27 protein-coding genes are annotated in these 23,824 nt (G+C 41.7%); 19 read left to right on the forward strand and 8 right to left on the reverse strand.

Annotated elements, in window-relative coordinates:
• The first annotated feature begins 55 nt into the window (after positions 1-55).
• Both ACY1JZ_RS23280 and ACY1JZ_RS23285 read left to right on the forward strand, forming a co-directional pair.
• A complete protein-coding gene (locus tag ACY1JZ_RS23280; RefSeq protein WP_462631114.1) occupies positions 56-247 on the forward strand; it encodes a hypothetical protein in 192 nt (63 codons plus the stop codon).
• Positions 248-314: 67 nt separating this feature from the next.
• Complete coding sequence (locus tag ACY1JZ_RS23285) at positions 315-1,409, forward strand: hypothetical protein (protein ID WP_462631115.1); 1,095 nt, start codon at positions 315-317, stop codon at positions 1,407-1,409.
• A 261-nt stretch (positions 1,410-1,670) separates the two neighbouring features.
• Here the strand turns inward: ACY1JZ_RS23285 and radC are convergent, their stop codons facing one another.
• Entirely contained in the window at positions 1,671-2,288 is a 618-nt protein-coding gene (gene radC / locus ACY1JZ_RS23290; protein ID WP_462631116.1) for a RadC family protein, read from the reverse strand.
• Between the two features lie 204 nt (positions 2,289-2,492).
• On the opposite strand from radC, the gene ACY1JZ_RS23295 reads away from it, so the two are divergent.
• Complete coding sequence (locus tag ACY1JZ_RS23295; protein WP_462631117.1) at positions 2,493-2,735, forward strand: hypothetical protein; 243 nt, start codon at positions 2,493-2,495, stop codon at positions 2,733-2,735.
• On the opposite strand, the gene ACY1JZ_RS23300 is transcribed toward ACY1JZ_RS23295, so the two are convergent.
• From ACY1JZ_RS23300 to ACY1JZ_RS23310, 3 genes are all read right to left on the reverse strand, one after another.
• Positions 2,719-2,955 (reverse strand): hypothetical protein, encoded by a 237-nt coding sequence (locus tag ACY1JZ_RS23300; protein ID WP_462631118.1) that lies wholly within the window; start codon positions 2,953-2,955, stop codon positions 2,719-2,721. The genes ACY1JZ_RS23295 and ACY1JZ_RS23300 overlap by 17 nt on opposite strands.
• Before the next feature lie 30 nt (positions 2,956-2,985).
• Positions 2,986-3,204 (reverse strand): hypothetical protein, encoded by a 219-nt coding sequence (locus ACY1JZ_RS23305; RefSeq protein ID WP_462631119.1) that lies wholly within the window; start codon positions 3,202-3,204, stop codon positions 2,986-2,988.
• Between the two features lie 312 nt (positions 3,205-3,516).
• Positions 3,517-3,876 (reverse strand): helix-turn-helix domain-containing protein, encoded by a 360-nt coding sequence (locus tag ACY1JZ_RS23310; RefSeq protein ID WP_462631120.1) that lies wholly within the window; start codon positions 3,874-3,876, stop codon positions 3,517-3,519.
• Positions 3,877-4,043: 167 nt separating this feature from the next.
• On the opposite strand from ACY1JZ_RS23310, the gene ACY1JZ_RS23315 reads away from it, so the two are divergent.
• The 8 genes from ACY1JZ_RS23315 (at position 4,044) to ACY1JZ_RS23350 (ending at position 11,749) form a co-directional block, all read left to right on the forward strand.
• A complete protein-coding gene (locus tag ACY1JZ_RS23315) occupies positions 4,044-5,777 on the forward strand; it encodes an S-layer homology domain-containing protein (protein WP_462631121.1) in 1,734 nt (577 codons plus the stop codon).
• Positions 5,778-5,852: 75 nt separating this feature from the next.
• Entirely contained in the window at positions 5,853-6,167 is a 315-nt protein-coding gene (locus ACY1JZ_RS23320; RefSeq protein WP_462631122.1) for a hypothetical protein, read from the forward strand.
• A gap of 91 nt (positions 6,168-6,258) precedes the next feature.
• The gene (locus tag ACY1JZ_RS23325; RefSeq protein WP_462631123.1) at positions 6,259-6,447 is read left to right on the forward strand and encodes a hypothetical protein; all 189 of its coding nucleotides are present in this window, start codon (positions 6,259-6,261) and stop codon (positions 6,445-6,447) included.
• 190 nt (positions 6,448-6,637) lie between these two features.
• Complete coding sequence (locus tag ACY1JZ_RS23330) at positions 6,638-7,162, forward strand: ankyrin repeat domain-containing protein (RefSeq protein WP_462631124.1); 525 nt, start codon at positions 6,638-6,640, stop codon at positions 7,160-7,162.
• A gap of 390 nt (positions 7,163-7,552) precedes the next feature.
• Positions 7,553-8,266, forward strand: coding sequence for a hypothetical protein (locus ACY1JZ_RS23335; protein WP_462631125.1), 714 nt, complete (start codon positions 7,553-7,555; stop codon positions 8,264-8,266).
• A 16-nt stretch (positions 8,267-8,282) separates the two neighbouring features.
• Positions 8,283-9,113 (forward strand): serine/threonine protein kinase, encoded by an 831-nt coding sequence (locus tag ACY1JZ_RS23340; protein WP_462631126.1) that lies wholly within the window; start codon positions 8,283-8,285, stop codon positions 9,111-9,113.
• A complete protein-coding gene (locus ACY1JZ_RS23345) occupies positions 9,113-10,393 on the forward strand; it encodes a hypothetical protein (protein ID WP_462631127.1) in 1,281 nt (426 codons plus the stop codon). Before ACY1JZ_RS23340 ends, ACY1JZ_RS23345 begins: the two co-directional genes overlap by 1 nt.
• A gap of 57 nt (positions 10,394-10,450) precedes the next feature.
• Positions 10,451-11,749 (forward strand): hypothetical protein, encoded by a 1,299-nt coding sequence (locus ACY1JZ_RS23350; protein ID WP_462631128.1) that lies wholly within the window; start codon positions 10,451-10,453, stop codon positions 11,747-11,749.
• Position 11,750: 1 nt separating this feature from the next.
• On the opposite strand, the gene ACY1JZ_RS23355 is transcribed toward ACY1JZ_RS23350, so the two are convergent.
• On the reverse strand, positions 11,751-12,152 hold the full coding sequence (locus ACY1JZ_RS23355; RefSeq protein ID WP_462631129.1) for a 23S rRNA (pseudouridine(1915)-N(3))-methyltransferase RlmH: 402 nt from the start codon (positions 12,150-12,152) through the stop codon (positions 11,751-11,753).
• Positions 12,153-13,030: 878 nt separating this feature from the next.
• On the opposite strand from ACY1JZ_RS23355, the gene ACY1JZ_RS23360 reads away from it, so the two are divergent.
• A complete protein-coding gene (locus ACY1JZ_RS23360) occupies positions 13,031-14,449 on the forward strand; it encodes a reverse transcriptase domain-containing protein (protein ID WP_462631130.1) in 1,419 nt (472 codons plus the stop codon).
• 368 nt (positions 14,450-14,817) lie between these two features.
• Here ACY1JZ_RS23360 and ACY1JZ_RS23365 read toward each other — a convergent pair whose 3' ends face one another.
• The 3 genes from ACY1JZ_RS23365 to ACY1JZ_RS23375 form a co-directional block, all read right to left on the reverse strand.
• Positions 14,818-15,498 carry an RloB family protein gene (locus ACY1JZ_RS23365; RefSeq protein ID WP_462631197.1) on the reverse strand — a complete coding sequence of 227 codons (681 nt, stop codon included), beginning with the start codon at positions 15,496-15,498 and terminating at the stop codon, positions 14,818-14,820.
• Positions 15,498-16,772 (reverse strand): AAA family ATPase, encoded by a 1,275-nt coding sequence (locus tag ACY1JZ_RS23370; RefSeq protein ID WP_462631131.1) that lies wholly within the window; start codon positions 16,770-16,772, stop codon positions 15,498-15,500. The genes ACY1JZ_RS23365 and ACY1JZ_RS23370 overlap by 1 nt, the downstream gene beginning before the upstream one ends.
• A gap of 221 nt (positions 16,773-16,993) precedes the next feature.
• The gene (locus tag ACY1JZ_RS23375) at positions 16,994-17,524 is read right to left on the reverse strand and encodes an NAD(P)H-dependent oxidoreductase (protein ID WP_462631132.1); all 531 of its coding nucleotides are present in this window, start codon (positions 17,522-17,524) and stop codon (positions 16,994-16,996) included.
• Positions 17,525-17,802: 278 nt separating this feature from the next.
• On the opposite strand from ACY1JZ_RS23375, the gene ACY1JZ_RS23380 reads away from it, so the two are divergent.
• The 7 genes from ACY1JZ_RS23380 to ACY1JZ_RS23410 all read left to right on the forward strand — a co-directional run bounded on the left by ACY1JZ_RS23380 (position 17,803) and on the right by ACY1JZ_RS23410 (position 23,732).
• Positions 17,803-18,156: a winged helix-turn-helix transcriptional regulator gene (locus tag ACY1JZ_RS23380; RefSeq protein WP_462631134.1), complete on the forward strand. Its 354-nt coding sequence runs from the start codon at positions 17,803-17,805 to the stop codon at positions 18,154-18,156.
• A 312-nt stretch (positions 18,157-18,468) separates the two neighbouring features.
• Positions 18,469-19,341, forward strand: coding sequence for an AraC family transcriptional regulator (locus tag ACY1JZ_RS23385; protein WP_462631136.1), 873 nt, complete (start codon positions 18,469-18,471; stop codon positions 19,339-19,341).
• A 249-nt stretch (positions 19,342-19,590) separates the two neighbouring features.
• Positions 19,591-20,418 (forward strand): helix-turn-helix transcriptional regulator, encoded by an 828-nt coding sequence (locus ACY1JZ_RS23390; RefSeq protein ID WP_270166946.1) that lies wholly within the window; start codon positions 19,591-19,593, stop codon positions 20,416-20,418.
• A 208-nt stretch (positions 20,419-20,626) separates the two neighbouring features.
• On the forward strand, positions 20,627-20,983 hold the full coding sequence (locus ACY1JZ_RS23395) for a cupin domain-containing protein (protein WP_270172720.1): 357 nt from the start codon (positions 20,627-20,629) through the stop codon (positions 20,981-20,983).
• Between the two features lie 623 nt (positions 20,984-21,606).
• Positions 21,607-21,978 (forward strand): CD3324 family protein, encoded by a 372-nt coding sequence (locus tag ACY1JZ_RS23400; RefSeq protein WP_442954806.1) that lies wholly within the window; start codon positions 21,607-21,609, stop codon positions 21,976-21,978.
• Positions 21,979-22,120: 142 nt separating this feature from the next.
• Positions 22,121-22,654, forward strand: a complete 534-nt coding sequence (locus tag ACY1JZ_RS23405) for a GNAT family N-acetyltransferase (RefSeq protein ID WP_462631139.1) — start codon at positions 22,121-22,123, stop codon at positions 22,652-22,654.
• Positions 22,655-22,703: 49 nt separating this feature from the next.
• Positions 22,704-23,732, forward strand: coding sequence for a phosphotransferase enzyme family protein (locus ACY1JZ_RS23410; protein WP_462631141.1), 1,029 nt, complete (start codon positions 22,704-22,706; stop codon positions 23,730-23,732).
• Positions 23,733-23,824 lie beyond the last annotated feature (92 nt).

Below are 23,824 nucleotides of genomic sequence, written 5' to 3' on the forward strand. Positions count from 1 at the left end.
ATATATTCTCTGTAAATAAGTATTTATAATTATATATTACTAAAAGGAGGTTTCTATGAACTTTATTGAATCCATCGGATTTGATTTGAATACGCCAGATGATGAATCATTATCCTTGTACTTCAATAAGAAATCAAAGAAGGAGCAGTTCGTCAAACAACTTGCATGTACATTGAATAAAATGCTCGAATCCGAGAAGGAAATGCACAATAATCGTCGTTCTCCAACAACTGGTCTACAAGAATGACACGCAATCTCCTTTAAATCCTTATCCTGTAAGGCTTCCCGGCAGAAAAATATAACGGGGTGAATTCATGTATATTTATCCGAACAATCGTACTCAAACCGTTATGGAGACACGGCCTGTCATTCAAGAAATCCTTGGACGGCAAAAAGTCCAGCCATTCTATTGTCCTTACGACAAGCTGGTCTTGGTATCGGACAGTTACCCGGATTCCAGCTTTATCAGCTTGGTTCGGCCCGCAAGAATTTGGATTGACGACGATGATTCCTACTACAGACACAAGTTCATACATACCTTGTTCAGCGTTCGTTGGGGGCAGATGAATCCTGACGCCGCGACTACGTCAATCATGCTTAACCCGTGGAAGCATCAGCTTACTCCAGATGATATTGTGCAACTGGTGGAGCTGGTCATGGGAGGCATAGATTTTATCAAGGTAGCCAGCTTTGATGAAAAAACAGACCTGCTCCGAGGCATGAGTGCCGAAGAAACAGCGAAAAGACTGTACGTAGGTTATCAACGCAAGCCGCCTAAAGACTACGAACAGCTTGGACAGACCTACTATTACGGCAGACGGACAGGGCAACAGGTCAAGAACTACGATAAAGCTGAGGAGCAGGGTACAGATGGACAAGCATGGACACGAATTGAGCGGACTCGAAGACTTCGGGATAAAGTCAGCAGAACTTCGCTCAAGGCTTTCCTGTACAATGAACGACAGGATGCGTTCAAGCATACAGTTCTTGTTGATATCGACAAGATTGATGGAAGAACCAAAATACAGCGGCTACTCAGGGCAAAGGGAAACTTCCAAGAAGCATTCATGAATCTTGATGCCGCCGAGAAGCGGAAGCTGAAGCGTCATGAAGTATTTGCATGTCCTTCTGTTGATCTTGGCTCCTTGTTTCGTACCGAGCTTGACAGATGGATGTCACTATCACGAACGTTGTACCCTGTCTTCAAGACGTTTGCCCAATTCAGAGAATGCTGGAGCGGCAAAAGTAAGTACCAGCTTCAGCAGGGCCTTAAATTTGACTGGGACGATCTGCGATCTAATCCTGTTACGCTGACAGCATCTCAGAGAGCAGTAATGAGTAGCTACTTAGGAAAATGGAGCTACCTGAGTGACGATACTGCCTATAGTTGTATACCTATCATCGGATAGAGCCAGTCAAGGCCGAGCGACTGCGAGCTTGTTTCAGCCTTGACTGGCGGCTCGTTCCACCAACACTTTATTCCGTCCTTGGCGTTAGCCAAGGGACGCCACGCGGCGAGTGACTGGTGCAGGGCGGTAGTCCTGCGGGCCCCTCAGGGGCGGTGGGGTGGTTTTAAACTGTACGCACGATGCTGGGCTGTGAGCAATATCGAGCGGCCCAGCATCACTTCATCGTACTTCAATCAGTACAAATAACTGATCTATACGGGTTTACATGAGCCCTTGCTCTTTCAAGCTTGTAAAGGTTCCATCACCCAGCACCAAATGATCCAGCACATCTACACCAACAATGTTCCCGCTTTCCACCAAGCGTTTTGTTAGTTGGATGTCTTCTGACGAGGGATCGCAACACCCGCTCGGGTGGTTGTGACATACCAGCACAGAGGTCGCAGAACGTTTTACAGCGGCACGAAATACCATATGTGGTGTGACTATGGCGGCATTGAGTGAACCGATAGATAGAGTTTGTGGTTGCCCAATAAGGTGATTCTTTGTATTCAGGAACAATACGACGAAATGCTCCTGTTGCAGATACCGCATCTCCGGCATCAACAGGTCAACTGCATCCTGTGGCCTGCGGATGATCTGCGGTGTGTTGACGGCTGGTCTGCCCAATCTGCGTGCTAATTGCAATGTAGCGATTACCTGCTTTGCACGTACCTTGCCCACACCTTTAATCGACAACAATTCAAACTCAGTGATGTTCATCAGTTCCTGTATAGTGGGAAAGCGGTCAAAAATCTCGTCAACAATATAGGAGCCGGGCTTCTCAGCTAGTGCATCACCCAGCAGTGACTTGATTGTAGATAGTTCGTTGATAGGGTTCATTCAAAATTCCTCCTGTAAACGCAAAAAGGAGAGGCCAGATTCGACTTCTCCTGTTGTGTGAATGTATTATTGTTTGTATGATGACTACAAGGTGTTTTTATTGAGTCGCCTCATTTGTGGGCGGCTTCTTTTTCTATTTCAGTTGTCAATTATGCGATAATATGCGATAATAACAGATATTATCAGATTGTAAGGAGGCTATACATGAAGACTAAATTAACAAAAAAACATAAGGTTTCAGCCTACGTGCTAAATAAAGAACTTGGTTATTCACAAAAAGATATTGCCAAGCTAATGAAAGTTAACCAATCCTCCATAAGTAATGCCGTTAAGGAAGTTCGTTACGAAAAAGAGATTTATGATTTAAAGGCAGAACTAGAAGAGGCTCGAACCGAACTTAGAAAAACACTGCCTTCTCCTCAGCCCCTAGTTATAGAATTGAATTAAACTTGAGAAGGTCAGCAATCGTTGACCTTCTATTTATGTTTTTCACATCTGTTCCATATGGCTGGGCAGTGAATTGAATCAACGTGGACACTTGTCCGTTGTTCAGTGCAACAACTGCAAATCTACCTTCATTCAACTGCACACTGTAGATGAATCCCTTCTGCTCGCAAAATCCTAAATACTCCTTGGAGTTGTTGTTCTTAAAAGCTTGATAGCTCATGATCTGACCTTCCTTTCTAAATGTAATAAGTCACGCCTTGACGATGCGATCTTGATGCCGTTGAAGCTGTTGTGGAAACTCACGACGAAAATATGCTGTCATCCAGCGAGCGGCGGTGTCCTCGTCCACTTGGTACATCCGACGGCAATACACATACAGCACCGTCCCAGCCATGCGGATGCCTCCGTTCATGACCAGTTGCCTCAATAACTCCTCCATCTCCAAAGACAACCCCTTTTTAACAACCATCTGCATACATCTCCTTTGTCCGGCTTTATCTCACAGCCGATGATTTTCTCTGTCAGGCAACGACAAATAGCCCATTCAGCATGTGAGCGGGCTTCTTTGCGTATGCTGTTGTTCCCGGCGATGATCCACTTCAGTGATTACCAACGATCAAAGCCAACAACAAAAATGCATATGAAAACAAAAAAAGAACTGCGACTACTGTATCAACAGCAGAAGCAGTCCATATGGAGAGGGGTAGGGCATGAAACGGTAGACCCACCCCTCTGTTATTTAAGGCGTGGTACCTCGGGGAAATTTGTATATTTTTCTTACCTATATGCGGCTATCACCTTTTTCAAAGGTATTCACGAACTCTTGAACAATTTTAAGCAAAAATCTGATTTCCTGAATATCGCGATTAACAAGTAATGGTTGAAACATTTCGATTAACTGGTGTTTATCTTCATTTATTGTGTTGGTGTCTTCATAGAGAAAAAGTTCATGGGGTTTGAGCTTTAATGCCTGCATAATCTTCTCAAGCGATTCCAACGAGATGTTGCGTGCCCCTCGTTCTGTATCTGATAAATATTTCTCACTCAATCCCGACATTTCGGAAAGCCTCTCTTGTGTTATTCCCTGTGCCTTGCGGACAATCCTGATCTTCTCACCTACCAGCTTCACAAACTCCGACATATCATCACCTCTACTATCAAGGGTAGAGGACATATCAGAACAGCATAACACCATTAAAGTTCATGTTAAGTACATTTATAAGTGACCTTTTAGGCCGTATATAGTAAAATATGCCTAATGATACTCATCAAAATAGATTTCAACATTGGTTGAGGGGGTACAACAGCATGATTAAAAAGCTTTTTATTGGACTGGCTGTATCGGCATTAGCTACAGGATTCATAGTAACTACCACTGTCTCAGCCGCACTGCCAACCTACGGTGAAGAATGGAAGAATACAGAAGCAACGCAATTAACCGTCAGTTTCACCGATCTTCCATCCACACATTGGGCCTATAGCTACATAGCCGAGATGGTAAACCGCAAAGTCATCAGTGGCTATCCCGATGGTAAGTTCAGACCGAACAACACCATTACCCGGGCTGAGTTCGCCAAGATCATGATTACAGCATCAGGCATCACGCCCAAGAAGGTGAACTACTCTTCCTTCTCCGACATCCCAACAGCGAATTGGGCATCACCATTCGTGGAATCCGTGAAGGACTACATGACGGGCTATCGTACCGCAGATGGCAAGTACATCTTCAATCCATCCGCACCAGCAACCCGTGAAGATGTGGCTGTTGCCCTCGTCAAGCTCAAAGGCTATGACACCAATCGTCTGCCCGATCAAAGCACCATTGAGGCAATGTTCAAGGACTATAATGGCATATCTGAATCTGCAAAGAGCTATGTTGCATTAGCAGTAGAGAATCGGCTTGTATCTGGATTTCAGGATGAGACATTCCGTCCGCAGGCGACGATCACCCGTGCAGAAGCAACGGTTATGCTTTGGCGTGCCTATCAGTATGGGAATGACAACAAAGAGATTGGCGGTGGACAGACTACGACGAATCCAACACCAACTCCATCCGCACCTGCTACGCCGAACTCATCTGCACCATTCACACCTGTAGATCAACCATCTGCATCTACACCATCCGCAAAGTTTACGGTGGAAACACTGGTTGGCGGCTCTGGTGCTGGTGATGTGGATGGCCCTGTACGGACAGCGAAGATCAATCAAGTGGATAGCATGGTCGTGGACAAGAGCAACAATGTCTACTTCCTCGACAGTCAGAAGATGAAGATACGCAAATTCAACAGTTCCAATGGCACAGTAGAGACATTCAAAACGATTAATCAGGACTTCAATTGGGATTACAAGGATGCGGCTGGGAATGCAAAGCACTATGACTACAAAAATCTCACGCCGCTGAAGCTGGCGTACAATCCGGCTGGCAACAAGCTATACCTCGCGGCCAAAGTATCTGCAAGAACAATCGTCTACGACATCACAGGGGGAGTCAGCGTAGCGGCTTATGACTTTGACCATGAAGAAGCTCGCTTCGTGGACTTTATTGCTTTTCCTGATGCGGAAAGCATTCTGTATGGCGTTACAGGCAGTCATGAGTCTCATGTCTATGAAGGCAAGCTGAATCAATCTCAGGTGGAGCGTATCGCCAGCAGTACAAGCTACAACGTTCTGGACTTGTCTGATTACTACGGCTATGCTCCTGTCGCCGCCGCCCATGCAACTGCGGACAATATGTATGTGTTTGGTCGAAGCAAAATGTACAATCTTCAACTGTTTCCCGTGAAGGTCGATAAGGTTGCTGAATATGAGAATACCCGATTCGATAGTGCATCTGCCTACAACGGGAAACTGTATATGAGTATTGCAGGAACCGTCTACGAAATGGGTGAGGCCGGAAACATGACTACCTTCATCAACGAAAATGACTTGATCTACAAGAATGGAATGCAGATACGACAAATGAAGCAGATGGGTTTCGATAACAACGGCAATGTCATCTTCTATGATGACAACAGTAAGTCCATCCGCAGAATCAACCTGTAATAATCCGAGAGCGGAGTCGAAGCTACTTGATCGGCTTCGCTCGCTTCATTAGAACGACACTGAGGGGGGAGCGGGATGAACTTTATTAAAAGAGTTATTGCATTGTTTGTTTTGCGGATCGTTGTCGGCTTCATCATCGCAGGAATATTTGTCGTCTCCTACTTTCTCATCATGGATTTCGTTGTAGGTGGTTTTGCGGCGGCGAACATGAAGGGCATTTTGATCGTCACAGGCATCTACATACTGGCCTTCTTCTATCTGTTCATCAACACGCCGATGAAATATGCCTTGATCGTCACAGCGTTCACAGGGCTTGGCAGTGAGATTGCGAAGGAACTGGCTGTCGATGCCGCTAAGAAATCTATTGAGGATGAATTGGAACGGTATTAACAGCGATGCGGACGAAGACGATGTTGCTATCCGAAGTGAAAGATAACTTGCAGGACATCAATACCAATGAAGAAAGGGCTGAACAGACTACATGGAATCAACTGCCTTACTACTGAAGATCGTCGGAGCCATTATACAAATTACCAGCATTGCCTACACAATCACCGCAATAGCGAAGAAGAAACGTAAACACATCTGGATCGGCATTGCTTTGTTCGTTATTGCATTCCTGTTGCTGAATCAGGCAACGCACATGGAAGACCGTCTTCGCGGCGGATAATGAACCGGAGAAGCGTTTAATGAAATGACTCTGCGGATAACCAGAGTTGGTCTGGAGGTGAACTACAATGAAGATGCGGAGGATATATGCAATTGGACTCCTGTTGATTTGCCTGATAGCTCTGACAGGATGCTCTATCGTAGAACGTGTGCTGACTTCCCAGCAGTCTGAACAGGTAAAAACGGATGGAATGTTCACGGAGCTAAACACGGCAATCAGAGAAGGCAATCTGAATGAGGTACAACGACTGCTGGATGAAGGAGCGTCGCCCAACATTGCGACTGATTATGGAGTTGGAGCGGAGTCGATTCCTGTAGGCAACTTGTCGTTGGCGGTCAACTTCAATGAAGACCCGGTGCCGATGGTGAAAATATTGCTGGAAGCGGGGGCTGATCCTTCAGAGGACTTTCCTGCCATGCATGATGCTATAGAGAAGGGTGATCTGGAGGTTGTGAATTTGCTTGCTCAATACGGTGCGGATGTGGACAGCGGTCTTCAATCGGCGGTGATGTTCGATCAGGTTGAAATTGTACGTATGTTGCTGAATCATGGTGCTGATCCAAATAAGGGAGTGCCGCTGGCGAGGACGACCTATAAAGCAGTTATGCTGAAACTGCTTGAAGAGGCCGGAGCCACCATAGACAACAGACCAAAGTATGAAACGCATCCAGAGGATTACAAGACAGAGGACGGCGTGAGGGTGCGGATACGGTGATGAGGATGAACAACATAAACAGCGGAGAGGATGCAGATGGCCTTTCCGCTGTTTGTATTTTATGGGCTTTTGCCGCGAGGTCGGGTATTTTTACTTTTCTCCTTAGTTACAAAATAATTAAAAACTGAATATATGAATAGTATAATTGTTTCAGGCCTGAGGGTGAGCAAGGAAATGGGCCAGTATATGTTGAATTTATATATAATTCACTGAAAAGTGGGGGTGGCCGGAGAGTTGCTCACGGTTTCGTTCACTTAAAGCCCAATAATCCCATCACAGGATGGTATTTACACATTTTCCCTAATGGGGTACTATGGACTATATCCGGAGGATTTGTAGGGCAAATTAACCACTAAGCTGGATACAATCCAACGGAAAGAGGTACTTAAAATGGAATTCGCTTTAGAGATGGAAATGATCCCTATCATTAAATCCCAATACGAGACTTTACTAAATAAAGAGGTGGACAGCTTAATTGCTGTTGCAGAAGAGCTTCCAGTGAATCATCGAATTGTCGACCTCTTGTTTGCTCCGATACATGCGGATACAAACACTTTAAACAACAATGATTACAAACGCTCTTTAAAAAAGCTAAACATGTCTCAGTTAGATGTCTTAGCTATTTTTATGACTCATCAAAAGGGGATATCAATACAGCGGCTGAGCAAAATTCTGAGAATGAAACCTGAAAGAATTAGGGATTCTTACTTAAATCGTTTTTTGGAACTTGAATTGGTTCAACAGATATCCAAATATACCTATTCTTCAACCGGCTGGTCCACTGTTTCTCCAACATATGTTGTAGCTATAGAAGCCAAACTAGTTAAGTGGCAAGAAGCATTAGATCAAGCAGTATATAACTTGAATTTTGCTGATTACTCTTATGTAGCTATGGATCAGGGTATGCATTTCAAACCGGAAATTGTGCAGAAATTTATGGATGCAAATGTTGGTTTGATGAGTGTAAGTGCTAACAGTACAGTCACAATTCTTTTTGAGCCTAAAAAGAACAAGTCATATAAGTACTCTGATTTCAGACTTCAAAGACTTCGACTCTGTAGAGATTTAATATGCCAAAATTCTAAATGGGGCTTTATTCAATAAACAAGGGGAAATTTTGATGAGCAAACCATTTACTCCCGAGATTACAGTTGCTGAACTCAACGACACTTCTATAGGAAAGCAATTTTTGTTCCTTTCTCCGATTGGTGATGGAGGTCAGGGAACGGTATTTAAAGCAATGCTTAGTCATGGTTCTCAAGAGATAGCTGTAAAGGTGTATTCACCAGATCAGCTTATAAAACGTGCTGAGCTTGAAGTTGCCAAACTTGAAAAAACTAAGTCCCCGCACTTGGCAAGATTAGTTGACCATGGGAGCTTCGCTCTGAGAGAAAGAGAATGCTTTTTTGTTGCCACAGAATATGTGCCTGGAACAGATCTCAAAAAGCATTTAGAACAGGCCACTCTTAATCAATCTGAAGCGGCTAAACTCCTTAAGCAGATGTTGTATGCGATAGAAGAAATGTGGGAGTTAAGAATTGTCCACTGTGATATTAAACCGGCAAATATCATGTATTCTAGTTCAGGTGAATTTCAACTTATAGATTTAGGTCTAGCCAAGCATCTTGATACTCAGACGATTACAATGGCCGGGATGATTATGGGTACACTGGGATACATGGCTCCTGAACAGCTTCGCGGACGAAAGAATTTCACGTTAAGAGTTGATCTCTTTGCTTTGGGGATTGTTGTTTATGAAGCTTTGGCAGGGGTACATCCATTCCATAAGAATCAGTTCCATATTGGAAACATGGAGCCACTACCCTTGAGTGAATTTGTAGAGGTGGACTCGAGGTTTGAACAAGCCCTTAGGTGGATGTTACAGGCCAATCCAGTAAGAAGGCCGTCATCATGTAAACAAATTCTAAGTCTTATCGAAGAGGTGATTTGATGTTTTTACTCAATGTTGGCTACAAGTGGACTAATCATGATCGTGTTGATGGTGTGGTGATTAATGCTAGCGGTGTACATAAAGCACAGGCCAAAAGGAGAAATTTGTCAGTCACACCTGATTGCTTGCTCTTTGATCCGCAGTTATATTTATCTGGTTTGAATTTTGAAAATTGCAATAATACATGTGCTAGATTGTCGACATATCCCTGGTTTGGGGGAAGTGAGTACGAGTTTGATAGCCAAATTCAAACTCAAAGAGAATGGTTTGATGACCATAAAACATCTATGGCGTGGCCATACACCTTACCAGTTATAAAAGAGGACATACTTGACAGCTTGAGAAGTTGTTTCGATTTCCAAGTAGACCTTGGTGTGACTCATTTAATAATTCCTACACCATTAGTTGAAGACTCCGAGGATGAATTTGCACTTCAACTAAATTGGATTGACGCCGCGATAGAACTAAAGGCAGAATATGACCACAGTATGTTAGCAACAGTTGCCTTCACGGATAACATTGTACTCCATCAAAATCCACTCGAAAACAAGGTTATTCAAACTATTATTGATAACCTTTCAGCAAGAGAAGAACTAGATGGAATCTATGTACTTCCTGTACAAACGGGAAATGGTTCTATTCGAATTAATCATAAGAGAGTTGCTGAGACCCTTCTTTATATTAGTCATATTGTAGGTGCTCAAAATGAAAAGATTGTTATGGTGAACTTTGCTGACGCATTTGGCTATGCTTGCTTAGCCGTAGGTGCTACAGGTTTTGCAGGTGGCTATACGAATAAAACTAGAAGAATGAATCTGGATGATTTCCTTGAAGACGGTGGAGGAGGAGCCTACCCAAGATTCTATTCTCATACACTGTTGCTTGAACTTTTGACAGATCGTGATCTATCCAAGTTAAGGGATGGCAAACTATTAAGGCTATTAAGGAATGATCATACTGAAGCAAGTGAAGATTTATTGAACGCTTTGAAAGATGGATTATCAGCCAATGATGTACCATTATGGCGGGAGAGTTTAAACAACGTTACTACAGCCACAATTCATAAAATTGAAAGGTTAGTTAGGGCGAGTAACGAGTTATCCACTATTGATCTGTCGGACATGCAGGCAAGATTTGATCATACCCTTGAATGGCTTCAATCTGCCGAAGCAAACCAACTGTTGTTACAATCCAGATTCAGCACAGCACCATTAGAAGATGACGGGCGACATATCGCTGTTTGGACAAAAGCATTTGAAGAGTTTATGGACAACATTTAGGGAGAGGGGGAAGCCCCTCTTCTTTTTTAACTTTCAGTTGCAAAGGAGAGGTATGATTTGGTGATGGATGAGGGGACAACGCCTGAAGTGGTACAAACGTCCAAAAAGCATATTAGTGAAAGTACAAAAGCCGAACTAATTGCTCGTTGTACTGCATCCGAGGTTGAGTATTTTACTAGTGCGAGTGAATTTATAATAAATATGAATTCGGGAAGAGATAAGTATGACGTTGTAATAGATGAAGAGTCAGTTGCTCTAAATATCTTGGAATTTGACTTTGAAAGATATACCATCCTTAAAAATTATATAGCAATATGCTCTTATGAAAATAAAATGATAGAAGCCAGCATTGAACATGTATACATTAACCATAATAATGGTTTAATCAACCGAAGATTGTTTGGTGAATTTCAATCTACATTAGCCAGTGAGCCCATTGTTTTAAGTCAGGAAAGTGACATTGGATATGTAACCGTTGAATTAAGTGGCTGGTCAAAAGAGCTTTCTTCGCTTTTAAAAAAAGAGATGAGAAGAAACTCCCCAGTTTCTATAAAAATCAGGGGAGTAAATATAAATCAACATGACAAGGCAGTAGAACTATTAAAAAGAATTAGCGATTCACTTTTTTTCCAAATTGACTTGAGATTTAAACTTCCTTTAATGCTTACCAAGAGAAGCTTGATGGAGATGGGCGGTGGCATGCCTAAAAAAGCCAATGTTTCCGAGTTGAAATTCCCAAAGATGAAATATAACAATGATGCTATTTCCTTGTATTGGTACGCTAGAAGTGCTACAAAGATGCCTTTGTTACAATATCTTGCTTTCTATCAAGCAATTGAGTTTTACTTTCCAATGTACACCGAACTTGATGCAAAAAAGATGTTGAAAAAAATATTAAAAAATCCAGTTTTCGATGAAGATAAGGATGAGGATTTAACAAAACTAATTACTATGATTCGACCAAGATTAAATGGCAGAGGATTCGCTAACGAGAGAACACAATTATTATCAACCTTAAGAGAGTGTGTTAACCCTGATGAGATCAGAGATTTTTTAAGGGGTACTAAGAAGATTGATTTTTTCTCTATGAAGAATGAGCAAGGAAAGCACAGTAAGCAGATTTCAGCTGTTCCGCTTACTCAAAATCAAGATGATGACGAGTTGATCAATAACTTAAAAGAGCGAATATATGATATACGTTGTAAAATTGTCCATACGAAAGCCAATGACGTAGACCAAAACGTTGAAATGATCTTACCTTTTTCAAAACAAGCTGAGTATTTAACGTATGACATTGAGTTAATTAAGTTAGTGGCTCAACAGATTATAATGGCAAGTGGGAGTCCTATGTTTTAGTTTATTTGTGATAAGGATGATTATTGATGATTCGATATGCCCGATAAATTTGCTCAAACAGAACGGTTGTCTGTAACCCGAAGTTCATCTCCATTTGACTCAGTGTCAGAGTTTCATTGCATTCTGATGGAGAGGCACCGACAACAATGGAGATATCAGAAACACCAGTCGATGCGTTATGGTCAAGTTTCACCGCCAGTTCTTCCGAAGAGATACTCTTCCCGGAAGTTATGATGGTTATAACAAAGGTGCCGGAGCTTAACTTCTTTTGCAGGTCGCTTTCCTTTTTCAAGTGAACAAGTTTAATAGTACAATAGCGGCTCAATCGCTTCTCATATTCTTTAATGGCCTCAAAGTAGAATTTTTCCATCTTGTCGCCGACAGCATACACACTGATCTTCATGTAAAGGTTACCTCACGTTCTTAAAATAGTAAGAAGAGTCAGCCATCATCTGACTGACTCCTTATTCAACAAATTCAGTTTTGTTCTCTTAGAGTAACAAGTTCAGCCGTAGCCATCCCGGATGCTTTGGCTACTATAGATATGTCCACTCCAAGCCTGAGAAGCTCCAGAACCATCTGAATGGCTTTGTGTTTCTCGCCGCGAGCTTGAGCCTCGGCTAACGCTCCTTCAATTAGAGATGCTCTGTCATGCAGATACCTCTGTCTGTTCTCTTTCAATCTACGGGCTTCGGCATTTAGTTTGAGAAACTCCAATGTGTTCAGTGTCAGCCCCCCTATTACCTGTGTAGAGGTCTAAATAATATTCTTAGTATATCATGCTAACTACTTCTTAGACACACAATGCAGACACGCAAAAGTGACTTCGTGTGCTTGCCAGAGCCGTTGTGTGCTATTGTAGGGGTGAATCCGATTCATTCAAGTTTACCCTAAAAACCGATACGGTGAGCCGTATCACAAATAGAGCGAAATTTTTGTCGATAGGAAATTTCCTAGATCACTAACAGGGATTGCTTGTGTATAGCTATATACCTGTCATTCTCTGTTGAAAGAAGTTGGAAATTGGATTATACTAGAAGTGCCTTATGTGTAGGCATAAGGGAAAGGGATTAATGTCAACTGGTGGACAAGCACTCCTAATAGGATTATTGTCTCGGTTGATAGTTGCTGAGTTAACGTGATTATAGCTATCCAGCTTTCAAGCATGATGACGAAGCCTCCCTTATCTTTAATCATACCATGATTAAGTATTGAGCGATTTTGGGTAGCTGGATTCATGCTATTTATAATTAATTGAATCCGAGTGGGTTACACTCGGTTGTGACTCGGTTATGCCTGTGGCTTAGGGATGCTACCCCCCATGCCTACAGGCATTACGCCATTTTAGGGGGTATTTTTATCAACCTTAATGAATGGAAAGAAAAACATAAGGCTAGTCGAAACCTTGCTCATTTTGATTTGAAGGTATCGTTAGCTCAGGTTTGGGAATATATTACCGATCCAGAGAAGGTAGCAACGCATGGATTTTATCCCTTCATTAACTACACCTTATCGATGCGTAAATATGATGGAAAAAGCGAAAATAAGACCAAAGTAAAAGATCGTGAAATCTGTTATTCTGCTCATATTGATCGATTTATCTATCAGTACTATGGTTTTTTACTCAACAAGCACTATAACAATCGTGCCAAAGTCGATGGCATTCAAGAGGCGTCTATTGCCTATCGGGATGAGTTGCATCAAAGTAACATTCATTTCGCCGAACGAGCGATTTCTTTTATAAAGACCAAGCCAGAATGTTATGTTATTATTGGTGATTTTGCAAAGTTTTTTGATAATTTGGACCATAATTATTTAAAAATCAGGCTCTGCGATTTGCTTGGTAAAGATAAACTCCCCGAAGACTTTTATGCAGTCTATAAAAATATAACGAAATATTCGACATGGAGCCGTGAACATCTGTTGTCTCACAATAAGATGGGAACTACGAAGAAAGATATTGTCGCTTTTAATAAACTTGATCGGGCAATCTCTGTGGAAGAGTTTAAAAAATTAAAGAAGCTGGTTATCATGCCCCATAAAGAGAAGCTTGGAATCCCCCAGGGTTCGGCAATAAGCGCAGTTTTTTCAAATATATACATGTTGGCCTTTGATAAATCCCTTAATGATTACGTAACAGGGAATAGTGGATTATACATGAGATACTCCGATGATTTTATAGTTGTTTTGCCAAAAACAAATTTGGAGCATTTCAAAACGCAATTTCAACACATTGGTTCACAGATTAGTTCAATCCCCGGAGTTAAACTGGAACCGGAGAAAACACAGTTATTTGAATATAATAGTGGAAGCATCAGAAGCTGCAACGAGGATGTCTTGGATGGTGTCCCAAATAGTCACAATCTCATGAATTACCTTGGATTTACATTTGACGGTCAGTCTGTATCTATACGAGCCAAGACAGTCTCCAGATATTACAATAAGATGTATCGCAAAATTCGAACTGTTGTAAAGAGCAAGGGTGTTACAAAAGACGGTAGAAGATTGAGTTGTAGAAATCTGTATACAATCTACTCAATTAAGGGAGCCTTTTTAGGAAAGACACATAAGGATGGAAACTTTCTTACATATGCAAAAAGGGCTGAGCGTGTGTTCAAAAATGAACCAGCCGTAGCCCTTGTAAGTAAGAGGCATATGCAAAAAATCAGAAAACAGTTTAAAAAAGCGCTATGGGAATAATAAGAATGGCCAGTAAGCGCGAGCTATGGCTACAGCCAGTGGAACAGTGAAGCTTGAGAAGCAATTTAAGTGGAACATTCCATGGCACCGTCCGTTCAAATGCGAATTTTTATTTGTTGTACAGTTTCTGCTCTTCCTTTAAGTAAGGAAAGAGCCCCTTCCGCCGATGTATTGGCGGAGGGGGCAAGGCTTAAAAATGCTTCTCATTCTCCTGATTAAAGATGAGTTCAACATCTTGAACTTACCGGTTGTCGTTTAGCGTGATTTGCTTAATGACTAAATGCATCAAGTTTTTTCGTTGCTGGTAGGGCGAATGCTGGAGCAAATAATTAAACCGCTCAGATGCCTATATTTGATAGTGAGTTAATTTATTCACTACTGCTCATTTCCAATAATATTCGCTCCATTAATAGGTGAACAGTTGTGAATGGATTCATTTGGCGAATGTCCGTCTCATAAACTAATTCTTTCTGAGAGTATCTTTCTTCAAGGACATGAGCATGACTAATTGCATTTCTCAGGGTGTCGCCATTTCCAATGATTTGGCGGATGACTCCTGAATCCGCTTTTGTATATTCCCGTCCTAATGCATAAGATAACCTTTCCCCGATGACTCTCTTCGAATTGGAGTACTCAGGTTCTACCTGCTCGAAATGCATTAACAGCCACGTTTCAAACAATAAGTTTGTTAGAGATAGCGCGAAGTCATTAGTTGATGCGAGCATGTTGCGAAGGACCTTTTCGATCTCACGTGGTGCATCACAATCGAATACCAGGTGTTTTTCATGTAATAGATATTTCTGCATGTTATCTTCATCCCGAAGGAAGTCCTCAGCAAAATTCAATACCTGTTGTGCATTTCCGTTTGCCGGAATGGACTCGATATCCAAGTGAGCGTACTTGTTGCGGTTTTTTCGAATAATTTCAGCAAAGTACTCAAAATAACAAACTTCAGTCTGCCCTTCGCAAAAGAGCAACACTTTTCCTAAATTACTTGGTCGTGTCTCTACTTGTCTAGGTGAAAACGGGTTCAAGCGAGCGATGTCCATCACCTCCGATTCTCTGGAAACGAAGTCTGGAGAATCGGGATTGCACCGTACTTTCCACTAAAGTAATCTTTGTGGTAAGTAGCATCTTGCCTGACCATTTTTAGATCCGCTAGCGAATATAGGGAGGAGACTCCGAGCTCATTCTTGTCAACAAATAAAATCTCATCGCGGCGGAACTGCTCTTTATTTAATATCGACGTATCGTGAGTCGTGAAGATCAGTTGCGCATGATTCGTGTTTCGATCTGACTGAAATAGATCCACGATGAATTTTGTCAGCAAAGGATGCAACCGTGCCGAAAGCTCGTCAATAACAAAAACGCCCCCACGCTCAAGCAAAATCAGAACTTCCTGTATAAAGGAAAGAAATCGCAAAGTACCCGATGACTCCTGAGCCAGATCGAATGATTTAGTACCTACTTGATCGCCATTTAAGTTAAAGATGGGATGAATCGTTTTAATAAGCGGTCGCTTTATTTTTTTGCCTTTTTGTTCGTCAAATACCTCTTCTGTTTCAATCACAATATTTTCGATTCCTACATCAATGAAACGAATGTACTCTGCCACTTTGGAACGAAATGCATCGTCCTTCAAGAGCCGTGGAGAGTGCGGAATGGCATGTACAGTTCCTTTAATACTTGATTCAAAAATAAGCTCAAAATGGACATTGAATCGGCTACGGAAAAAGTCTTTAAAACAGTCGATGAGCTTTTTAACATCATCTGTTGCAAAATAATCAAGAACGGAAAGGTACAGACGGTCTTCACGGTATTTGGTGAAAGAACGTAATTGTGCCTTAAACTTATGGCCGAGGGTGATGCCCGCTGCCTGATCACGTTCAAAAACCGAATGATCGTTAACACTGAGCCATTCCGATAAGATGTTGCTTTCTTTCAAAGAAAATCCATATTGGAATACTTGATCCTGATGCACAAAAACCATTTCAAATTCAATACGGGAGTCGATCTGTTCGGATAAAAGGAAGGGGCGTATGGGCGGCAGTTTTCTGATTGACTCACTTCCCTCGTTATTCTCGTCTCCTGAGGTATCTTGAAATAAATGACTGAATATGATCTGTTCAAACCAGTGCATGGCACTGATTAAGTTTGACTTGCCACTTGCATTAGGCCCGTAGATAGCTAGTGTCTTTAGCAAACTGAATGGTGTATTCTTTATAACATGAGACGGATGTTGCGTATAGGAAGAAGCACGAAGATCAAGAATGACTTCATCCCGAAAGGATGAAAAGTTTTTAAAGCGAAACATAACAAGCATGGAAATCATCCTCGCAATTTATTTTTGATATTATCTCAATTATACCACGTTCCAGTGGGATTTAGACTTCCTCATGCGCATTAATTACGAAAAAATCGAAATTTGAAAAATTGGTAGTGAAGGTTCAAGGGTTATGTCAGGATTATTTGTCAACCAAAATTTCGCTCTACAGGTGATACGGTGAACCATACCACAAGTAGCGCGAGCTACAAATCACTTCTTCATTGTGCGAGCTTCGTCTGAGAATATTGGATAAATTCCGCATATCGTTTGGCTTCATCCTTGAGAGCTTCAGCAGATGGGCTATAGGATACAAAGGCTGGCAGGAACGTACCATTACACCGGGTAATGGTGCTCTGAATCGGCCGAAGATATTCGCTTATGGTGAACCAGTTACGGCCGCCTGCACGATATTCGTTTTCCGAGCCACCTGTTGTTGTTGCGATCATAAATTCTTTGCCCCTCAAATTTTCGCCTCCGGGTCCAAAAGCCCAACCAAATGTCAGTACATCGTCAAACCACTTTTTTAATAGCGGCGGGCAGCTATACCAATAGAATGGAAATTGGAAAACAATCCGGTCAAATTCGATCAATAATTGATGTTCTCGTTTGACGTTGATATTCCAATTCGGATACTCTTGATACAGATCACGGATGTGTATATTCGGCTGTTGTTTCAGTTCGCTCAGGAGTGCATGATTCCATGCGGATTTGTTCAGGTTTGGATGTGCTACAATTACCATCGTTTTCATGACCATCATCCCTTACTGTTATTTTGGTTGTCCAAGGTCGGCCAGGATACTTCCTCTTTACACCTATGATTATCCGAGATATTTGAAATCTTGAAAAGTACGCATTTTATTCGTACATAGTCCATCATTCCATACCATAGATGGCGCCGTACTTGTGGTGTAGTCCGTTTGAACGTACTAAGTACGTGAATAAAGAGTACTATCGGTACTGGAGATACTTTGATAATGTTATAGGAGATAGTGTGCAAGTATCTTGAAATACTTGGGAGTTGATGTTATTGCGGTTAAGAACTCACGTCAATAAGACGGAAGGCATATTAGCGACACTGGATATTATTGGCGGAAAGTGGAAGCCTTTGATTCTGTTTATTTTACTGCATGAGGGAAGCAAGCGATTCGGGGAGCTGAGGAGGATGCTCCCGGTTATTACGCAGGGTATGCTGACGAAGCAGCTTCGGGAGCTGGAACGGGATGGACTCGTCGAACGCAGAGTATATCACGAGATCCCTCCAAAAGTGGAATATAGTTTGACCGATCATGGAAAAACGCTGGCTCCGGTGTTGACAGACATGTGCAACTGGGGATTTAAGCATCTCGACTTTATAAAAGGTCTAAGCGATGAATCGGAATAAGTCTCAATTTAGAATATGTGACTATGGGAGGAATCAAGTGTGGGCGGCATTATTATTGCCAAAGGACAGCCTTATTTGGCCTAAGAGAAACGGCCTTTAGCGGATGAGCTTCTTTCAATGCAGTTATTCGCACAAGGGTTAAGTATGTTCCTCTCCACTTTGAAAGATGGACGAAAAACTTGCCGTTACAGACAGCGCGGTGAACCCTACCACAAGTAACAGCAAGTTTTTTATACCGACAAAATGGTGCATGAGATGTCGGATGGTGTGCTGTTAAATTTGCTAATCTGTACCTGAAGGGAGGTCATTCTTATGGGTGGGCTTGCAAATCTGAATCGAGCTTTGCAATATATCGAAGAGAATCTTGCCGAGGATGTGAATTTGAAGGAAGCGGCTAGACTTGCTTGCTGCTCCGAATACCATTTTTCAAGAATGTTTTCGTTCCTTGCAGGCATCCCGTTATCGGAATATATCCGGCGAAGACGACTAACGCTCGCGGCATTTGAGCTTCAAACCGGTAATGTGCGAATACTGGATGTGGCGGTGAAGTACGGCTATGGCTCTGCAGATGCCTTTTCCAGAGCTTTTCAAAGCTTACACGGGTTCCCGCCTTCTTCGGTAAAATCCCGAACGGGGTCCATTAAAGCCTATCCTCGAATGACTTTTCAATTAACTATTCAGGGAGGAAGCGCGATGAATTACCGTATCGTTGAGAAGGAGTCTTTTCGTATCGTAGGCATCATGAGAAGGGTACCCATCCAGTTTGAAGGTGTGAACCCGGAGATTGAGTCCATGGCGGGCAGCTTAACACCGGAGGACATTGTAGAGCTGAAGGCACTTTCAGATAGGGAACCGCGGGGAATGGTTCAAGCCTCCGTGAATTTCTCGGAGGGGCGTATGGAGGAGAAGGGGACCTTTGATCATTATATCGGAGTAGCGACAAGGAAGGAATGTCCAGAGCGTTTTACGAAACTGGAGGTTTCCGAGGCAACTTGGGCTGTATTCGAAGCGGTAGGGCCCTTCCCGGAAACGTTGCAGAATATCTGGGGACGGATTTATTCAGAATGGTTCCCATCCGCGAGTTACGAGTTGGCAAGCGGACCGGAAATGGTATGGCATGAGAGCAAGGATTTTTCCTCCCCCACACTCCGTAGTGAAATTTGGATACCTATTATTAAAAAATAAGTCTGGCTCAGTAAACCTTGGGCAAACGGAGAGAACCTATTCGGAGGTTCTCTCTATCTTATGTTCACGTAACTTGCCGTTACAGACCATTAATAAGTACATTAGCAAGGCGCGGCTTTTTTATTATTCATATAGATTGACAATGATAATCGTCATCAATAATCTAAAGATAGACGAGAGTCCTCATACCCACCTTTCCGATCAATCTCAGGATTACCGGTAAACTACTATTGAAATGAGGTATACAATGTGAAAATTGACGTTAATCACTTGGCAGAGCATCTTGCACATACTCCTTTTCAAGTAGAAGGAGTATATCGATATGCTAGAAATCCAGGTGTGCCTCACGCTGACTATACAGACTCTTTTCCTGGATTTGTGTTTCCACTTACAGGTAAGGTGCAATTTGAATTTAACGGAACGCCTTATATCTTTTCGCCAGGAAAAGTTGTGCATGGTGGTGCAAAAATGAAACTAGCTCAAAAAATGTTTGGTAAAACCGACTGGGAATACATTCTCGTTCTATACCGGATATGTAACTCAGAAATAGCAGAGCCAAGTATTTCTCATCAGCATTTTGAATTATCAACAGGACCATCACCTCGTCTTACTGAATTAATTATGCGTCTTTGGCATGTGTATAATCAGCGTGGAGGCATTTCGATGTTTCAGACCGAAATGCTATTTCGTGACGTACTGAATGAAGCCTTAGTATGTGTTGATAATAGGCAAAATAGTTGTGAATCGCATACTTTATTCGAACGGGTAACTAATTATATTCATGAATATTATTATCAAAGCCTTACAATCGCATCACTTGCAGAACAACATAACGTTAATCGAAATCGACTTTCTTACATATTTAGAAGACATGCAGGTATGGGACCAGCAGAATATTTATTAAAATATCGTATAAATGCGGCGCAAGAAATGCTATTCACAAGTGATGCGCCTGTACAACAAATTGCGCAAACGGTTGGAATGGCTGACCCCTTTTATTTTAGTAGAGTGTTCAAGAAACAATGTGGCATTTCTCCTACTAAATATCGAGAGAAGTTCATCAATAGTCCATGCTAATTTCAACATGCATCCATTCTAATCTAAAAATTACTTTACTATAATAATGTTTAACTAAACGATCATGATCTCTCGCTCGCAAGATTAAAGGACTGCTAGACTCAATGCTATTATTATCAGGCTTAGGTAAATTGCCTTGCGTAAGTAGACAATGGTTAGCTCTTGCCTGTAAGTAACTTGAAGGTCAAAAATATAAGGAGTGATTACTATCCATTACCAAGTCATTAATCTAAATGAGAAACTATCTGAACTTAACGATCTTTGGTCTCTGAAAGTCATTGGTGAATTGAATGATTATCAATTTAAACTCATTAAGATTGCCGGGGAGTTTGAATGGCATAGTCATGAAGAGACCGATAAGGTATTTATGGTGATCGAAGGGGAGATGATCATTGATTTTCGTGATGGTCAGGTTAAAATCTCCAAGGGTGAGATGATTGTTCTCCCGAAGGGGATCGAGATGAAGCCTTCCGCCGAAAAGGAATGCCATATCATGTTGGTGGAGCCTAGAAGCATAGTAAACAATGACGGTACTAAGTCCGTAACTGCAGCCAATGATGCTTAGACCTAGTGTTTGTTACTAGTACGAACTCAATGTATGAGAAAATGGTTCACTTGACATTCCCACGGCTAAAGCCGCAAGGTCACTAACGTGACTGGGATACTTGGCAGAGAATTGGGCTATCCACTTACCTGAATGTTTTTTTGATACGAAGTGTATCGATTTTGGGCTAGCACGACCTCACTATTTATGACATTTCGGCCACCCTGTACGGTCACAAGAATGGTTCCTTGTGCCAATTCATGTGATTGATGAAGCGGTAAAACATATTTTGGATGGCTTGATTACTAATGTAGTTTACGATCCTAAGACTGTCAGATTGGTCGATCTTGCTCAGTAGAAATGCCATTTTTAGTCCTTGTCTCTACAATGAAGGGCACCCAATCAGGGTGTCCTTCATTTCGCTTTATAAATGTTACGGTGAACCGTACCATAAGTAGGGCGAAATTATAAAAAACAAGGAATTAACATCCGTCATACAGAATTAATTATAAGACAATAGTTAGAAAGAGAGGAAGTTGTATGATAAGTACCCAACACCGTATGTATTTGAAAAAATCCGCAATGCAAGGTTTTAGTATTCGCTCCATGCAAAGTCTAAGTGACAAACTCAAGCGGTTATTTGCATGGAGCAAGATTATCTAACCGAGCGGATCTTTGAAGTTAGTAAGTTTGTCATAGGGGCTTTGCAATCCATCCATCTATTTACAGAGGAAGGGGCAAAGTCAATGAAATATATATCAGCCAGCCAAATCTTACCCGAGTATTTACTCCATGAACTTCAAAAGTATGTACACGGCAGTATTGTCTATGTTCCTTCTCCAGAAGGCAGTAGAAAAAAGTGGGGGGAAGCATCGGGACAGAGAGAGTATTTTCAGAAAAGAAATCTAGAGATTAAGCAGTTATTTCGAATGGGTCACAGTATTGATCAGCTCATGTGCTCTTACTGCTTATCTGAAGATAGTATAAAAAAAATTGTTTATAAAAAGGATAAATAGTGAAGGGCTCGTATTGGAGATAAATCTGATACGAGCCTTTTCATATGTGTATAAGAATGTTATAAACATTGTTTGCCTACTTTTTGAGATAGAGTGTTTGTATACTTTTAACTAAATACTGAAGACTAGGAAGTGATTACATATGAAGGTGGAGTTACAGCTATGTAGCATTGAAGAGAAATTTATTATTAACAATATTTATCCTCTATATTTGCATGATTTATCCGAAATATGGGGGCACCAAATTAATCGTTATGGCATATTTGAAGAGAGTGATATTCGGACGTTAGCAGAACAAAATCTTGTTTTTGATGTATGGTGGGAGCATCCAGGAGTCCTATTCCCTTACCTTATTAAGGTGGATGATATCCCTGCTGGCTTTGTCTTCGTGGCCACTCCACCCTATACCCCAAGTCCGCCCTATATCAATTATTATTTAAACGAATTCTTTCTTTTACGCACATATCGAGGGAAAGGAGTAGGGGAACAAGCAATTCGGCAACTGATTGACAGAATGCCGGGCTACTGGGAGTTACAGACGAATCCTACGAACCGAAATAAGCGTGCGCAAAATTTTTGGCGAAAGACACTAAATAGATGTACGAACGGCGAATATACAGAATTAGGTCATCATTACGAAGATGGCGAGAAACTTGTCTTTCGCTTTTTTAGATAACTCGAGCGGGTTTAGGCTAGATAGATAATAGTTTTAAGGAGGACAGCATATGAATGAATTCTTTCAATACGATACGGATGAGAAAAGACGTTCTTTGCTGGATAGAGCAAGGAAAGTCGCTTTATCAGCAATTAAAATGTACGATTTAGAATGGGATAGCATCCAGTTTATTCAACTATCCGATACGATCACGTATAAAGTTGAAACCCGTACAGATAACAATTATTTGCTTCGCATTCATTCGGACCGATGGAGCAGAGAGGAAATTCGTTCGGAACTCCAACTGTTACAAGCACTAAACCAATCAGAAGATCTACATGTACCAGAAGGGATTGCAAGTTGTGATGGTATTTATGTACTGGACATCGAAACTGAAAAAGGGTATATGCGCCCTTATGTAACGATGATGCGGTGGATAGAGGGTGAAAAAGCAACAGGTGAATTTACGGATAGTCATGCATATCATATGGGTGTGATGATAAACAGGCTCCATGCAGCAGCAAAGGATTTTAATCCACCTTCTGATTTTGTAAGACCTACTTGGGGAGTAGAAAGTTTTAAACGTGAAATGGCTAAGTTGAAACGTTATTATGAACGTTTTTTATCCGAAGAGGGATGGAAGCTGTATCAAGATGCAGCTGAGAAGGTTGTATCCCAACTTACCACTATGCATCCAAGTGAACATAACTATGGGCTCATTCATGCTGATTTACATACCGGTAATATGGTTTTTAAGGACAATCAACCCTATCCGATTGATTTTGGGAGATGTGGGTACGGATATTATCTCTACGATATAGCAGGCACCCTATTGGAGCTGTGGCCGAAGCATCGATGGATGCTTATCCAAGGTTATGAGAGTATTAAGAAGTTGGAAACGGACTATATTCGGGATCTGGAATGTTTTTTCATCATGTTCATGATCGAGAACTACTGCCATCACGCCTCTGATCCAAGAGAAACAGCCAGTCTAATCGATGAACAAAAATATGCCCAAGCATACATAAGAGCATATTTAAGCAATAGTCCATTTCTTTTCGATGTGATTGAACCTGTGGAAATTGATAAGAAAAATTAAAGGGCATCTCTCCCCGCCTGTTCGCCCCAAGCTGCGTTGCCTTTTCTTGACGAGAGTGTTCAGACACGCCCTGCATATTGCAGGGTGTGTTC

The organism is Paenibacillus sp. J5 (assembly GCF_054955055.1).

What these genes read in the sequence shown, in the direction of transcription:
- ACY1JZ_RS23280 (WP_462631114.1), top strand. Translation starts at nt 56, where the DNA reads ATGAACTTTATTGAATCCATCGGATTTGATTTGAATACGCCAGATGAT.
- ACY1JZ_RS23285 (WP_462631115.1), top strand. Translation starts at nt 315, where the DNA reads ATGTATATTTATCCGAACAATCGTACTCAAACCGTTATGGAGACACGG.
- radC (WP_462631116.1), bottom strand. Translation starts at nt 2,288, where the DNA reads ATGAACCCTATCAACGAACTATCTACAATCAAGTCACTGCTGGGTGAT.
- ACY1JZ_RS23295 (WP_462631117.1), top strand. Translation starts at nt 2,493, where the DNA reads ATGAAGACTAAATTAACAAAAAAACATAAGGTTTCAGCCTACGTGCTA.
- ACY1JZ_RS23300 (WP_462631118.1), bottom strand. Translation starts at nt 2,955, where the DNA reads ATGAGCTATCAAGCTTTTAAGAACAACAACTCCAAGGAGTATTTAGGA.
- ACY1JZ_RS23305 (WP_462631119.1), bottom strand. Translation starts at nt 3,204, where the DNA reads ATGGTTGTTAAAAAGGGGTTGTCTTTGGAGATGGAGGAGTTATTGAGG.
- ACY1JZ_RS23310 (WP_462631120.1), bottom strand. Translation starts at nt 3,876, where the DNA reads ATGTCGGAGTTTGTGAAGCTGGTAGGTGAGAAGATCAGGATTGTCCGC.
- ACY1JZ_RS23315 (WP_462631121.1), top strand. Translation starts at nt 4,044, where the DNA reads ATGATTAAAAAGCTTTTTATTGGACTGGCTGTATCGGCATTAGCTACA.
- ACY1JZ_RS23320 (WP_462631122.1), top strand. Translation starts at nt 5,853, where the DNA reads ATGAACTTTATTAAAAGAGTTATTGCATTGTTTGTTTTGCGGATCGTT.
- ACY1JZ_RS23325 (WP_462631123.1), top strand. Translation starts at nt 6,259, where the DNA reads ATGGAATCAACTGCCTTACTACTGAAGATCGTCGGAGCCATTATACAA.
- ACY1JZ_RS23330 (WP_462631124.1), top strand. Translation starts at nt 6,638, where the DNA reads ATGTTCACGGAGCTAAACACGGCAATCAGAGAAGGCAATCTGAATGAG.
- ACY1JZ_RS23335 (WP_462631125.1), top strand. Translation starts at nt 7,553, where the DNA reads ATGGAATTCGCTTTAGAGATGGAAATGATCCCTATCATTAAATCCCAA.
- ACY1JZ_RS23340 (WP_462631126.1), top strand. Translation starts at nt 8,283, where the DNA reads ATGAGCAAACCATTTACTCCCGAGATTACAGTTGCTGAACTCAACGAC.
- ACY1JZ_RS23345 (WP_462631127.1), top strand. Translation starts at nt 9,113, where the DNA reads ATGTTTTTACTCAATGTTGGCTACAAGTGGACTAATCATGATCGTGTT.
- ACY1JZ_RS23355 (WP_462631129.1), bottom strand. Translation starts at nt 12,152, where the DNA reads ATGAAGATCAGTGTGTATGCTGTCGGCGACAAGATGGAAAAATTCTAC.
- ACY1JZ_RS23365 (WP_462631197.1), bottom strand. Translation starts at nt 15,498, where the DNA reads ATGGACATCGCTCGCTTGAACCCGTTTTCACCTAGACAAGTAGAGACA.
- ACY1JZ_RS23370 (WP_462631131.1), bottom strand. Translation starts at nt 16,772, where the DNA reads ATGCTTGTTATGTTTCGCTTTAAAAACTTTTCATCCTTTCGGGATGAA.
- ACY1JZ_RS23375 (WP_462631132.1), bottom strand. Translation starts at nt 17,524, where the DNA reads ATGAAAACGATGGTAATTGTAGCACATCCAAACCTGAACAAATCCGCA.
- ACY1JZ_RS23385 (WP_462631136.1), top strand. Translation starts at nt 18,469, where the DNA reads ATGGGTGGGCTTGCAAATCTGAATCGAGCTTTGCAATATATCGAAGAG.
- ACY1JZ_RS23400 (WP_442954806.1), top strand. Translation starts at nt 21,607, where the DNA reads ATGGAGCAAGATTATCTAACCGAGCGGATCTTTGAAGTTAGTAAGTTT.
- ACY1JZ_RS23405 (WP_462631139.1), top strand. Translation starts at nt 22,121, where the DNA reads ATGAAGGTGGAGTTACAGCTATGTAGCATTGAAGAGAAATTTATTATT.
- ACY1JZ_RS23410 (WP_462631141.1), top strand. Translation starts at nt 22,704, where the DNA reads ATGAATGAATTCTTTCAATACGATACGGATGAGAAAAGACGTTCTTTG.